Raw genomic sequence first — 13,879 nt, forward strand, 5'->3', positions numbered from 1 at the left:
GGTTAATTAAATACTGTTTCGAAACGGGTTATGCAAAATGGCTTTTGGAATCGATCACCTTGCCTTTACCGTCTTTGGAAGTAATGGTGTACATAAAGCCGGGCTGCACCGAATAAGCGCCTACCTCGCCCTGCTTGTTGATGGCCAGGAAGCCGACCTGAAACGTCCTGGCACGTTCGGGATCACGCTTCACAATGCGCTCGACGGCCTTTTTACAGGCTTCTTCCGGCGTGGCGCCATTCCGCATGAATTCGACAACGAGGTGCGTTCCGTTCACGCGGATCACCTCTTCGCCCTGGCCCGAAGATGTGGCTGCCCCGACCTCATTGTCGACGAACAACCCGGCCCCGATAATGGGCGAGTCGCCGACGCGGCCGCGCATTTTGAACCCCATTCCGCTCGTGGTGCACATGCCCGAAAGGTCGCCTTTGGCGTCCAGTGCGAGGGTCCCCATCGTGTCGTGGTTGAACGAGCCGTCGTCGAGGCGGGCAGGGGCGAATGGCCCGTGGCCTTTGGATTGCTTATGTTCTATGTTGATAACAGGCTTGTATTCGGCCTTTTTCAGCCATTTTTTATATTCTTTCTCCGCATCGGGCGACAGTTTTTCTGATTCCAGTTTGAAGCCGTTCGCTAATGCAAACTGCTGTGCACCGGCGCCTGCCAGGAATACGTGCGGGGTTTCTTCCATGATTTTCCGGGCTACCGACACCGGGTGTTTGATCCTTTCGAGAAACGCCACGGCGCCGCAATTGGACTTTTCATCCATAATGCAGGCATCGAGCGTGACATGGCCGTCGCGGTCGGGATTGCCGCCCAGGCCTACGCAGCAGTTGATGTCGTTTTCAATGGCAATCGCCGCCTGCTCAACGGCGTCGAGCGCCCTGCCGCCTTTTTCCAGCACCGGCCATGCTGCCGCATTGGAAATCTGCCCACTATCCCAGGTCGAAATCACGATGGGGCCCTGGGCGACTTTCGGCTTGGCGAATAGCTGGTTGACGCGCGTGAATGGGAGGGCGAAGGCCGACAGGCGCAGGAAGGAACGGCGGTTGGTGTTCATGGTGTCCGGGTGAGTGGTGGGCGAAAGGAATAGATCTTTTGTAAAATTTTGAAAATATCTCCGTGGGTTATTTAAAATTTTTTCAAATATACATTCCTCGGAATTTGTGATCAATGAAAATATGAAATTTCGTACGATGTGTTCGGTGAAGTGCCTAGTTTTGAAATATTTGTAAAAAGATAAGGGCAATAGCGGGGCGCATTTACCTTTGTGACACTTACTAATTTTTTCATTCTGATAACGCGTCGTTTCTGATTAAATGGCAACCTTTGGCTACTTGTTTCAGAAAAACGAAGAACATACACCATGACGATACCTCCCAAGGCTTGTGTGGATGTGGCGATCAATGCTTATGGCAAGCCGTACCAGACGGCCATGACGCTGCTGACGCTCATGAAGCATTCGCACCAATGGATCAACAAGATCTATTTCGTAGAAGAGGCCAAACAGCCGGAGCCGCCCAATTTCCAGTTTATTTTCGACCATTTCGGGGACAAGATCGTATACTACAAGCCCAATGTGTGGTTGTGGACTAAAAATGTCAAGTTCGATTTCCTGCTGAATTTCAAGCGGTACCGCCACGCGGTGCGCTATCAATATGCGTGGGAGAAGTCCGACCAGCGCTACCTGCTCGTGATCCATAACGATGTGTATTTCAAAGGCGACCTCGTGGGAGAGTATGTCAATGGCATCGGGTCGGCGTCGGGCATCGGGCGGATCGGGCAATGCTGGGTATGCCCCGCGATGACAGCCGGCCTGTGCGGCCCCGAGAAATATACCGAATACAAGCCGGGCTACGAAGAGGTGATGCAGCTCGCGGCCACCTACCCGCAGGCGCGTACGGGCGAGTACAAGCTCGTCGTCGATCCGGCGGCGCCCTGGCCGTTGCCGGAATGCCGTTTGAATGAATATGTGGCCATGATCGACCTCGAAAAGACCCGCAATGACACCACGCCGGTGGGCAAAGGCACGGCGTTCGGTTCGTACGACCGGCTCGATGTGGGCGTAAAATGGTTTGCCGATATGAACAACATGGGCCATACCTTCAAGCATTTCGATTACGATCCTTATGCGATCCACAGCTGGATCAGCTTGCAGAATGCGGGGCATAATGCATTGTTCAACAAGGATTTATACCGGTATGAAGAGTCGGTTGCCTTGCAGCAGCTGAAAGACGAGTTCGGCGTTCAACCCTGATATTGCCTGTCATATGGTGCTGGAAATCAGTCAGCTCAGTCAGCGTTACGGCGACCGCGAGATCCTGTCGATCCCCTCTTTCGCCATTGAGAAAGGCATTTACTGGGTCCAGGGTGAAAACGGGGCCGGTAAGTCGACGCTTTTCCGCACATTGGCAGGCATGCTGCCTTTTGAAGGAACGGTGCTGCTCGACGGCCAATATGATCTGAAAAAACACCCCGTCGAGTACCGGCTGCGCCTGAACCTGGGCGAAGCGGAACCGCTCTATCCTTCCTTCCTGACACCGGCCGACCTGATCGCCTTCGTAGCGGAAGCGCAGCAAGCACCCGCGGCGCAAGCCGAAATGCTGATCCAGGCGTTCGGCATTAACTATTTGGAAAACCCGTTCGGCAGCTGTTCGAGCGGGATGGTGAAGAAAGTATCGCTGCTGCTGGCGTTTTTGGGAAACCCTTCGCTCATTATCCTTGACGAGCCGCTCATTACCATCGACCGCGGGGCGCGTGAGGTGCTTTTTGGACTAATCAAAGATTATCACCGGAAGGGCGTCACGTTTCTGTTGTCGTCACACCAGCTTTTCGAACAGGAAGGGCTGCACGTTTCGCAAAGTTTCCGCTTGAAGGATAAGACCCTCATTGCCGCCGATGCACTATGAAAATGCTGCTGATTTCCACCGTTTCGGCATTTTTCCGGCAACGTGCCGGTACATTTCTCGTTTTGCTCGGACTGCTTTTTGGGTTTCTGAGCGCCAATGAGCACCATGCATTCGCCGTCTTTTTCCTGACGGGCACCTACGGAATGCTTACGCTGTTCGGCCTCTGGCTCATTTATACCGTGGTATGCGTCCAGTTTCTGATCAATACCTGGAAACTGCCGGAATACACCTTCATCTTTCATGCACGCACCTGGGGCACGGGTACGCGCCTGAGGCGCTTTGCAGGCCAGGCGACCGGGTTTTTACAGCCGATACTTTATTATGGCGCTTACCTGCTCATTGTAGCCATCCAGGATAAGCTGTTGGGCAGGTTGTGGCCGGTCATTCCTTTTTACCTGATACTAATTTTTCTATTGACCGCAATGGCCGAATGGCGCATCCGAACGCCGGTTTTGTATGTGCCCGTCAAGGGAAACAGCGTCGTCCGCTGGCCATTCAGGCGACCGCATTCGTGGCTTTTCTGGTCGGTGGAATGGCTGCTCCGCGAGCGGGGCATTACATTGCTGGTGGGAAAACTGGGTACCATGCTCGCCGCTGCCGGGACGATGCTTTATTATAGCACGGGTGAATACGACATCCGGATGCCCGCCGTGGGCATGTCGCTGGCCTATCTGCTGAATGTGGGCCTGTCTTACGAATTGTACCGGTGGGAAGCCGAGGTGTGGCTCTGGGGCCGATCGCTGCCGGTACCGGTGATCATCCGGTGGGGCAGAATGGTGGCAGTGCATATGCTGCTGCTCCTGCCCGAAACGCTCGTCGTTTTGCGAAGCGGCGCATTGAGCATAATAGAAATAGTCCAGCTGTACACGCTCGGGCTGGCGTGCCTTATCATGACGCACCTGTATTTTTACAAAAAAGCGGGATTGCCGGAAAATGCCATGCAGGTGCTGCTATTCGGGTTTGTAGGGCTTACCTTATTGATTTTATACAAGATACCCATTCTCCTGATCGCGATTGCGGGACTGCTGTTTTCGGCGTATGCATTTCAGAAATGGTGCAAAATATGAAGCCGGGCTGCGATTCCCGGCTTCATGGCCGGTTGACTAGCGGGGCGTCGTAGGCCGCACCTCGATTTTGCTCGGCAATGTCCGGGCAGGCATTTTAATCAGGTCCGATACGATCTGGCCGATATCTTCCGGCTGGATTTTCCAGGCATCTTTTTCAGACGGCTGATGGTCGTTGAATTCCGTCGCAACGGAACCCGGCATGATCGTAGTCACTTTCACACCTGCATTGCGCACATCGAGCATCATAGCCTGTGAAAAGCCCACCAAACCGAATTTGCTGGCATTGTAGGCTGTACCGCCTGCGAAGAAATTGGTGCCGGCGAGGCTCGCGATATTGATAAAGTAGCCCTGCGTTTCGGTCAGCGCCGCGATAGAAGCCTTGGCACTGAAAAACACGCCGGTCAGGTTAATGTCGATCGTTTCTTTCCAGATTTCGGGCGTCAGCTCCTGGATCGGTGCGAAATGTCCTACGCCTGCGTTGGCGATGAAATAATCGAGGCGTCCCCATTGGTCGAGCACGGTTTGCACCGCTTTTTCCTGGGAAGCGAGGTCGCGCACATCGGAGGCGATACCGAGGGCGTAACCGTCTTTGATCTTGTTCAGGGCCGCGGCGGCCTGGCTTGCATTACTTTCGGAGCGGCTGGTGATCGCCACGCGGATGCCGTCGCGGATGAGCGCTTCGGCGATACCGTAGCCGATGCCTTTGGAACCGCCGGTGATCAGGGCCGTTTTTGTGATTTCTGCCATTACTTGTTATTTGGTTTCAAAAAACATTCGTAACGGCTTAACAGCGTCAATGATCAGAAGGTTTGGAAAATGAGCTGCCGGTTTCGAAAATCTGCATGTCGCGGGTGTTTTTCTGCACCGCTATCGCACCGAAAATGCCTAGCAGATAGGCGAATGCGTAAAATCCTTTTTCGCTTGGTAATAATGTCGCATTCCACAGCCCGACCACGAGCAGCACAATGGCCAGTATCGTCGAAAACCAGCTGATACCGTAATAAATGGCGGTTACCGGAATGCCTTCCAGCCGGTCGCGGACGCTCTTTTGCACGGATACCGCGGCGAAGAGGCCGTACATTAATACCGTAAAGTAGTAGCCCTTTTCGCTCAGCAGCATTTCCGACCGCCACAAGCCGATGATGAAGCCGGCCATTCCCACACCCAATGCGATCCACGACGCGGCAATGAAGGCTCCCGAGGTTTTCTGGGCATTTGCAGTACTCATGATAGTGTTTGTTTAATGTTGGAGAAAGGTATTTTTACCTGAATATTACATCATTTTAAGGTAAAGTACCATACTCCGTTTATTTGCCGGTCTCTGCCCAATATCCTATTTTTGCCGGCAGTATACATTTTGACAGATTCTAATCCTATTTATGAAGTTAGTAGCAAATAAAGTTGCATTGGTAACAGGGGCTTCGCGGGGTATCGGACGTTCGATCGCGTTGCGCCTGGCTCAGGAAGGTGCTGATGTCGCATTTACATACCTGTCCAGCGTTGAAAAAGGCGAAGCACTGGCCAAAGAACTGGAATCCTACGGCGTTAAAGCCAAAGGTTACCGTTCGGATGCTTCTGATTTTCAGGCCGCGGACCAGCTCGTGACCGACGTGATCGCCGATTTCGGCAAGCTCGACGTGCTCATTAACAATGCCGGCGTCACCCGCGACGGCCTGCTCATGCGTATGAGCGAGGAGCAATGGGACACGGTGATCAATATCAACCTGAAATCGGTTTTCAACCTGACCAAAGCCGCTACGAAATCCATGATCCGCGCCAAAAGCGGGTCGATCATCAATATTACATCGGTAGTGGGTATACGCGGTAATGCGGGGCAATCGAATTACGCTGCTTCGAAATCCGGTATTATCGGCTTTACCAAATCTATCGCTTTGGAACTGGGTTCGAGAAATATCCGCTCCAATGCCGTTGCCCCCGGTTTTATCGAAACTGAAATGACCGACGCGGTAGACGCCAAAGCGGTGGAAGACTGGAAACAATCTATCCCGATGAAGCGAGGCGGACAGCCTGAGGACGTGGCAAATGCCTGCGTATTCCTCGCTTCGGATATGTCGAGCTACATCACCGGCCAGGTAATCCAGGTGGACGGTGGTATGTTAACATAGCGTCTTTCTTCGTTAGTGAATAGCTGGCGGTTTCGTTGTATATTGTAACGTCGCCAGCTATTGCATCCCAACTCATGCGGTCAGAACTCATATTCCAAACCCCTTACTGGTTCCTCATATTCTGTGTGCTTGCAGGCGTTGGCTATGCATGGCTGCTGTATCAGCCGCAACCGTCGTGGGGAAAAAAATTGAATTATCTGCTCGCTGCCGCGCGGGGAATTGTCGTTGCGATCATCTGTTTTCTCCTCCTGAGTCCGCTCGTGCGGCGTACGCAAACGTCGGTCGACAAGGCCAAGATCGTTTTCGCGATCGACAACTCCGAATCGGTGGGTAAATACGGCCAGGCGGCGATGGCGCAGGTGAATGCGGCCGTCCGCGACCTGAACGACGCCGGTTTCGAGGTGGGTGTAGAGACGCTCGAAGGCACCGAAACGAATACCGATTCCCTTGCATTTAATCAAAACAAAACCAACCTGGCCGGACTGCTCCAAAATGTCCGCAGCAACTTCGAAGGAAGGAATGTGACGGACGTGGTGCTGCTTTCGGACGGGATCGTGAACCAGGGTGTTTCGCCGGCCTATAACCGTTACCCTTTCAGGGTGAATGCGTTGGCGGTGGGTGATTCGGTGCCCAAGCTGGATATCCGGGTGAAGGATGTCGTCAGCAACCGCATTGCTTACCTGGGTAATGAGTTTCCGATCAGGGCCGAAATCGCGGCGAATGGCTTGCAGGGCAAAAGCACGACGGTGACGCTCAAACAGAATGGCCGTGTGATCCAGAGCCAGCCGGTGATCATCGACCGCCGCGACTTTTTCAAGGCATTTGATTTCAAAACGACTTCCGAGCAGAAAGGCGTTCAGCATTATACCATTGAGCTGGGGGCGGTTTCGGGCGAAACTTCGGGCCGCAACAACCGCAAGGATGTGTATATCGACATTATCGACGGCCGCCAGAAGATACTGCTGATGGCGCTCGCGCCGCATCCCGATATCAAAAGCATCCGGAGCGTGATCGAAGCGAACGATAATTATGAGCTGGATATCAATATTTTATCCATAGCCAACAACCCGCCGGCCAGTACCAAGCCTTATGATCTTGTGATCCTGCACCAGATTCCCAATGTACTGGGGCTTGGCAATGCGCAGGTGCGGAAGTTCCTCGATGCGAAAATGCCGCTGTTCTTTATCTTGGGAAACCAGTCGGCCGTGCCGCTGGCGAGCTCGCTGAACCGGTCGCTATTTATTAACGCGGCTGCCAATAACCAGGTGGACAAGGTGACGGCGCGTTTCAATCCTGCGTTTCAGCAGCTGAACCTCGATGCCGAAAGCCTGAAACTGCTCGAAAGGCTGCCGCCATTATCGGTGCCATTCGGGGAATACAACATTTCGGCGGGTACCGAAACGATCCTTTACCAGAAGGTGGGCACGCTCAATACGAGCAAGCCGCTGCTCGTGCTGAATACCAATGGCGACCAGAAAACGGCGGTTTTGGCCGGAGAGGGGATCTGGCAATGGCGGCAGGAAGAATTTGCGCAAACCAGCAAGCAGGAAGTGGTGGACAACCTGTTCCAAAAACTTATTCAGCTGCTGTCTGTGAAGGAAGATCGCCGGAAGTTCCGCGTTTACCCGATCAGCAACGAGTTTGAGGCCGGGGAGCAGGTGTCATTTCAAACGGAGATTTACAACGACATTTACGAGCCGATCTTCGGGCAGGAAGTGAAGCTGGAACTGGTGGACGAGAAAGGTAAAAGCAAGCAATTTACGTACACACACACGAAAGAGACGCCGCGTTTCAATGTAAGCGGGCTGGGCGACGGGGTGTACCGTTATGCGGCCTCGACCACTTTGAAAGGCAATCAGGAAAGGGTATCGGGCCAGTTTGTGATCCGCAATGCCGACCTCGAACTGAGCAATACCACGGCGGATTTCGGCATGCTCCGCGACTTGGCAGGCAGGTCGGGCGGGACGTTCCTGGTGCCCGCGTCGCTGCAACAATTTATTCAAAAACTAAAAACTGACCGCCCGGCCGACCGGCTGGACAGCTCCGAGGAAATGGTTGAACTGATCTATCTGAAATGGCTGTTTTTCCTGATCGTGTTGTTGCTGGGGGCGGAATGGGGACTTCGGAAATACCATGGCGGTTATTAATGGGTCCCGGTATGATCGAATGCGTTTTACTCTTCATTGCTTACTGATTTTTCTCCTGGCCGGAAGCCTGCGCGGTGCCTATGCGCAGGGTGCCATTGTCCCGGCCGATACGCTGGCTGCCGATTCGGCGGCGGTCAGACCTAACTACAAGCTTTTGCGCGGCATTTTCGCGGCGCAGTCGGCCATTTACCTGGGTAGCCTGTATGGACTCAGCAGATCCTGGTATAAAAACCCGCTGACCAATTTTACCATCCAGGACGATACCTACGAGTGGTTACAAATGGACAAAATGGGGCACCTTTACACATCGTACCAGATCGCGCGCCACACCGCGGCTTTGTACAAAAAAACAGGAATTTCGAAGCGGCAAATGCTCGTGTACGGGGCGATTTCAGGGGTTATTTTTCAAACACCGATTGAAATCCTCGACGGCTTTTCCCCTGACTATGGTTTTTCGCCGGGAGATATGATCGCGAATATCGCGGGCTCGGCCATTTATCTCGGGCAGGTGGCATTGTGGGACGAGGTGCGTATACAGCCCAAGTTCTCGTTCCATTTTACGTCGCTTGCACGGGTGCGGCCGGAGTTGCTGGGCAGTAGCTGGTCGGAGCGGTGGCTGAAAGATTATAACGGACAGACTTATTGGTTTTCGGCCAGTCCTAAATCGTTTTTTAAAGGTTCCAGATGGCCAGCGTGGCTTTGTTTCTCAGTAGGTTATGGCATCCAGAATATGGTGTCGGCCGATCCTGAAAAAAGTATTGAAATGGGTTACCGGCCTTACCGGCAGTTTTATTTATCGCTGGATATCGATCTGACGAAGATCAAAACGAAGAGCAAGTTTGTTAAGACGCTGGGTTTCCTGGCCAACTCGGTAAAAATCCCGGCGCCGGCATTGCAAATCAGCAAGCACGGCGTCGATTTCAAGCCGTTTTATTTTTGAAAGAGTATAACCCGCAACGGGTCAAAGACAGTTTAGCAGTATTTGATATGAATATAGGAGATAGAGTACGATTGGTACATGGCCGCGAGGAAGGCGTTATTTATGCATTCCTGTCGGGCAATGTCGTTGAAATCGAGATTGAGGACGGGTTTCGGATTCCGGTCCTGAAAAATGAAATCGTGACCATTTCGCCGGTGGAATCGCAGCGGATGGTGAAGCCGGAGGAGCCCAAAGCAGCGGCTGCACGGGCGGATGTGATCTTACCGCGCAATGCCCCGTTTGCGGAGAAAGGCATTTACCTCGCATTCATCTCGGTGAACGACCGCGCGCTGACCGTGCATGTGATCAACAACACCGACTGGACGTTGCCGTTTACGGCCGCAGCCGCTTCGGAATCAGTGACTACGGGTTTGGCCGCGGGCGTATTGCAGCCGCGCACGTCGCACAAGCTGACGGAAGTGTTGATGAAGGATTTCGAATCGTGGCCGCTGTTCGATGTGCAGGCGTTGTACTTCCGCGAGGGGAACCACCAGTTGCCGGTGGCATTGCACAAGCGCATTCGCTGCCGGGCGCAATCGTTTTATAAAAACAAAGGCAAAGTACCGGTGCTGGCAAAGGATGGCTTTGTATATCAGCTCGATGAAGAAAACCTGAAACGCGAGACGCCCGGTATTTCGGAAGATGTAGCCGGTGAAATCAAGGCCCGCATGCTGGGCCAGTCGGTGCCGGAGCAGAACTCGCTTCCCAAGCCGGAGCAGGTGATCGACCTGCACATTGAAAAGCTGGTGAACAACCATAAAAGCCTGTCGAGCGACGCCATTTTGAAAAAGCAGCTGGACGTTTTCGAGAGCAACCTCGAATCGGCGATTGCCAATGGAATGGAGGAAATTACGTTCATCCATGGCGCGGGCAGCGGTGTTTTGAAAAACGAGCTGCACCGTCGGCTCGGCAAGAACCAGCATGTGCATTTTTTTAAAGACGCATTAAAAGAGAAATTCGGATACGGTGCTACCCTCGTCAAAATCAAGTAAAGTATACGTCAGGCGCGGTTATTTTGGAATAATCGTTCTGGCAGCATTCGTTTTTTGGAGCTGCGGTTCTAAAAAAACCTCCCCTAAGGCCCCTATGGAAGAATATAAATATTCGGATAAGGAGATCCAGAATGAGAAACATTTGTCGGTGCTGAATGTGCCGGTGGAAATACCGATCGCAGAAATCGAATCGCAGATCAATAACCAGATCAAGGGGTTGATTTACGAGGACAACAGCTACGAGGACGAAAACAACGATAACCTGAAAGCGAAGGTCTGGAAGATCAGCCCCATTAAAGTGGTGGCGATCGATTCTTCCTTTCTGTTTGAAGTGCCGCTGAAAATCTGGGTGAGCGCAGGGTACAAGATCAGCCCGCTGGGTATGACGATGTCGGGCTACAAGGACACCGAGTTTTCGATCCGCATCCGGCTGATCTCCAAAATCGGCCTTACGCCGTCGTGGCAGGTGAAATCGGAGACTTATGTGGACAGTTACGACTGGATCAGCGAGCCGAATATCCGGGTGGCGGGTATCAATATTCCCATCAAAGGCATGGTAAGCCGGATGCTGAATAAGAATTTCGACAAAATCACGGACGCCATCGACCAGCAGGTCGCGGCTAACCTTGCCCTGAAAAAGAATGCGGAGCTGGCGTGGAACATAGCCCGGCAGCCGGTGCTGCTGGCGAAGGAATACGATACCTGGCTCGTGATCGTGCCGACGGGCATCGAGATGACGCCGTTACTTTCAAAAAGTAATATACTCCGTTCGGTAATTGGAATTAAAGGTTACACTCAAACGGTTACGTCGGCCGCGAAGCCTGCTCCGGCGCCTGCGCAGAAGCTTCCGGACCTGCGTATTGTGGATAAGGTCAGGGACGATTTCAAGATCGGGCTCATCAGTCTGGTGTCGTACGAGGATGCTGCGCGGCTGGCTACCAAACAGTTTGCGGGCGAGAAATTTTCGTTTTTGGGCGGTAAGTACAATGTGGAAGTAACGTCCATTGAAATGTACGGGCAGAACGACCGGCTGGTGATCAAGGCGGGTTTGAAAGGGAGCATCAGCGGGGATATTTATCTCAAAGGCGTGCCGTATTACGATCCCGCCACGCAGCAGTTGTCACTGAAAGGCCTTGATTATGACCTGGACACGAAGAATTCCATCGTGCGCACGGCGGGCTGGCTCTTGCAGGGGCAGTTCAGCCGGATGATGGAAAAGCGGATGGTATTCCCGGTCGGCGGACAGATCGCCGATGCCAAAAACACGATTCAGAAGACGCTCGCCAATTATAAAGTCACCGAAGGTGTAGTTGTAAAAGGAATACTTTCCGATATTGTGCCCGACAAGGTTTACCTCACTCCGAAACATCTTTATTCTGTTGTATTTGCGACTGGAAAAGTGAATTTGAAAGTCGACGGATTGAAAGGAATCTGAAAGAAAATTTGTACAATAATCAGCGTAAGTGCCATAATTTTTTACTTTTTATGGTATATTGACTGCTGATGGAAAGAAAGTATTTGTTAGCTTTGTGGTCAGAGGAAAGGTCTAAGCTGTCCTGCCGCTGCGGTTTTTTAACCGGGGAGGAAAGTCCGGGCAGCACAGAGTGCCGTACTTCCTAACGGGAAGGCGACGGATCGGAGACGGCCCGTTGACAGCAAGTGCCACAGAGAAAATACCGCCCTGGCATATTTTTTGTATGCCTCGGTAAGGGTGAAAAGGTGGAGTAAGAGCCCACCGGTTCCCTGGTGACAGGGAATGCATGGTAAACCTTACGGGCTGAAAGATCAAATAGGTATTGGTTCACGGGGCTGCTCGTCCCTGCTCTTCGGGGCGCCGATACGGGTAGATCGTTAGAGGTTCCGGGTGACCGGAATCCTGGATAAATGGCAGGAGCGGAGATCGGGTTTCCTGATCGACGTTACAGAATCCGGCTTACAGGCTTGCCTTTTTTCTGATTTTTGAATTTATGTATAATGCTATATTGAATTGAATCACATAACGCGTGTTTCCCATGAAGAAAAAGAATCTTTACGTTGCTTTACTTTGTTCTACCCTCCTGAGTTACAATACGCACGCTCAAAATCGTACGTATGAAGGACCAAATAAAATGAACACCTGGTCGATCACAGGTTACGGAGGTATTACAAAATTCTTCGGAGATTTGACCCAGTACAATGGCTTCAAGCGTGGAGACCGGGAAGAATTGACAGGCGCGTGGGGGCTTTCAGTTAACAAGCAGCTTTCGCCGCTTTTTGGTATCCAACTGACAGGCGTTAACGGCCGTTTGCAAGGGGCCAAAGACAATCATTACAGCTCCCTGACCGGCGAGACTTACAGCGCTACTTTCAACAGCCCGTCTTTCGTACAGTTGACATTGGACGGAACCTTGAACGTGAACCGCCTGCTGTTCGGCTTTAACAAGCTCCGCCGCTGGAAGGTTGATGCGCACCTTGGAGGTGGTATCATTTATTATCACACAGACATCGATTACACCAACCTGAGAACAGGCGTTTCGAAGAGCTTCTCGACGAACACCGACGCCAGCTCGAAAACGGCTGGTAAATGGGAACGCAACGGATCCACTTACACACGCGAATGGGTTGTTCCAACTGGTTTGACAGTTCATTATGAACTATCGTCACGCTTCGACCTCGGTATCGATTACACGCATAACTTCGTGAATACCGAGAAGCTGGATGCAACCGTTGGCGACCTGAGCGATTACGATTCACAACAGGGAATCTGGACGTTCGCGAAAGGAGATTCAAGAAAAGATGCTTACGGATTCGTTTCACTTGCATTGACCTACAAACTGGGCAAAAACGCAGTGAGAGCGAAAGACGGCAAATACGATGCAGCATCAGGACGTTACCACCTGCGTTGGGCTAACCCACAGCAGCTGATCCCCGTACCTTACAACCCGACGATGAACGATGCGGATTCAATCGCGAAAGCAAACATGCCTAAGCCCGTTGACCCACGTCTTTACACTGACTCCGACGGTGACGGCGTAGCCGACCTGTTCGATAAAGAGGCAAACACACCGGCAGGTAGCATTGTTTCCGGTGGTGGTGTGGCGTTGGATATCGACAAGATCATCCGCGACGCAATCAAAAACAACCTGCCGAAAGACGAATGTGAAGCGTTGTTCAGCAACATCGAATTCGATACCGACAAAGCGATCATCCGCAATGCTTCGAAAGAAACACTCAGCAAAGTGGTTGAACTTCTGAACATGCGTACCAACTGCCGCATCGTACTCGTAGGTCACACGGATGCCCGTGCTTCGGATTCTTACAACGTAGCGCTGTCACGCCGCCGTGTTGATGCAGCGAAACGCTTCCTGGTTCGCGCCGGTCTGACAGATCCTAGCCGTATCATCGCTGAATACTACGGTGAATATCGCCCAATCGCGGAAAACACTACGGTAGAAGGTCTGCAATCCAACCGTCGTGTTGAGATCAAGATCCTGCCTAACAACACAATCCGCTCTACTTACCCGGCTGGTTTCCGCCGCTAGTAGTTTCGGGAAATACACGGAGAAGGGAGACAAGCAATTGTCTCCCTTTTTTATTGACACATGTCAAAAAACAGGAAAGTTTTGCGTACCTTTGCACCCTGTTTAATTACTGGGACGAGTTCCCAACCATAACAAATTCTA

Annotated in this window: 12 protein-coding genes and 1 other RNA gene; 10 read left to right on the top strand and 3 right to left on the bottom strand. The window is 52.2% G+C overall.

Annotation, left to right across the window (positions count from 1 at the left end):
• Positions 1 to 28 precede the first annotated feature (28 nt).
• Complete coding sequence (locus H144_RS0103635; protein WP_019940675.1) at positions 29 to 1,057, bottom strand: isoaspartyl peptidase/L-asparaginase family protein; 1,029 nt, start codon at positions 1,055 to 1,057, stop codon at positions 29 to 31.
• 306 nt (positions 1,058 to 1,363) lie between these two features.
• Here H144_RS0103635 and H144_RS0103640 point away from each other — a divergent pair, with 306 nt between their 5' ends.
• Genes H144_RS0103640 through H144_RS0103650 form a run of 3 tightly spaced genes read left to right on the top strand, consistent with a single transcriptional unit; the run spans position 1,364 to position 3,973 of the window.
• On the top strand, positions 1,364 to 2,254 hold the full coding sequence (locus H144_RS0103640; RefSeq protein WP_019940676.1) for a hypothetical protein: 891 nt from the start codon (positions 1,364 to 1,366) through the stop codon (positions 2,252 to 2,254).
• Between the two features lie 13 nt (positions 2,255 to 2,267).
• On the top strand, positions 2,268 to 2,906 hold the full coding sequence (locus H144_RS0103645; protein ID WP_019940677.1) for an ABC transporter ATP-binding protein: 639 nt from the start codon (positions 2,268 to 2,270) through the stop codon (positions 2,904 to 2,906).
• Positions 2,903 to 3,973, top strand: coding sequence for a hypothetical protein (locus H144_RS0103650; protein ID WP_019940678.1), 1,071 nt, complete (start codon positions 2,903 to 2,905; stop codon positions 3,971 to 3,973). The genes H144_RS0103645 and H144_RS0103650 overlap by 4 nt, the downstream gene beginning before the upstream one ends.
• Before the next feature lie 36 nt (positions 3,974 to 4,009).
• Here H144_RS0103650 and H144_RS0103655 read toward each other — a convergent pair whose 3' ends face one another.
• Positions 4,010 to 4,720: an SDR family oxidoreductase gene (locus H144_RS0103655; protein WP_019940679.1), complete on the bottom strand. Its 711-nt coding sequence runs from the start codon at positions 4,718 to 4,720 to the stop codon at positions 4,010 to 4,012.
• A 46-nt stretch (positions 4,721 to 4,766) separates the two neighbouring features.
• The gene (gene yiaA / locus H144_RS0103660) at positions 4,767 to 5,201 is read right to left on the bottom strand and encodes an inner membrane protein YiaA (protein WP_019940680.1); all 435 of its coding nucleotides are present in this window, start codon (positions 5,199 to 5,201) and stop codon (positions 4,767 to 4,769) included.
• Positions 5,202 to 5,352: 151 nt separating this feature from the next.
• Here yiaA and fabG point away from each other — a divergent pair, with 151 nt between their 5' ends.
• From fabG to H144_RS0103695, 7 genes are all read left to right on the top strand, one after another.
• Complete coding sequence (gene fabG / locus H144_RS0103665) at positions 5,353 to 6,099, top strand: 3-oxoacyl-[acyl-carrier-protein] reductase (RefSeq protein WP_019940681.1); 747 nt, start codon at positions 5,353 to 5,355, stop codon at positions 6,097 to 6,099.
• A gap of 74 nt (positions 6,100 to 6,173) precedes the next feature.
• Entirely contained in the window at positions 6,174 to 8,246 is a 2,073-nt protein-coding gene (locus tag H144_RS0103670; RefSeq protein WP_019940682.1) for a BTB/POZ domain-containing protein, read from the top strand.
• A gap of 19 nt (positions 8,247 to 8,265) precedes the next feature.
• Positions 8,266 to 9,186: a DUF2279 domain-containing protein gene (locus H144_RS0103675; protein WP_019940683.1), complete on the top strand. Its 921-nt coding sequence runs from the start codon at positions 8,266 to 8,268 to the stop codon at positions 9,184 to 9,186.
• A gap of 47 nt (positions 9,187 to 9,233) precedes the next feature.
• On the top strand, positions 9,234 to 10,217 hold the full coding sequence (locus H144_RS0103680) for a Smr/MutS family protein (protein WP_026350391.1): 984 nt from the start codon (positions 9,234 to 9,236) through the stop codon (positions 10,215 to 10,217).
• A 94-nt stretch (positions 10,218 to 10,311) separates the two neighbouring features.
• Positions 10,312 to 11,652 carry a DUF4403 family protein gene (locus H144_RS0103685; protein ID WP_019940685.1) on the top strand — a complete coding sequence of 447 codons (1,341 nt, stop codon included), beginning with the start codon at positions 10,312 to 10,314 and terminating at the stop codon, positions 11,650 to 11,652.
• A gap of 106 nt (positions 11,653 to 11,758) precedes the next feature.
• An RNA gene (gene rnpB / locus H144_RS33220) (RNase P RNA component class A) lies at positions 11,759 to 12,169 on the top strand.
• A 156-nt stretch (positions 12,170 to 12,325) separates the two neighbouring features.
• Complete coding sequence (locus H144_RS0103695) at positions 12,326 to 13,738, top strand: OmpA family protein (RefSeq protein ID WP_019940686.1); 1,413 nt, start codon at positions 12,326 to 12,328, stop codon at positions 13,736 to 13,738.
• Positions 13,739 to 13,879 lie beyond the last annotated feature (141 nt).

This window comes from Dyadobacter beijingensis DSM 21582, assembly GCF_000382205.1.
GTDB lineage: Bacteria > Bacteroidota > Bacteroidia > Cytophagales > Spirosomataceae > Dyadobacter > Dyadobacter beijingensis.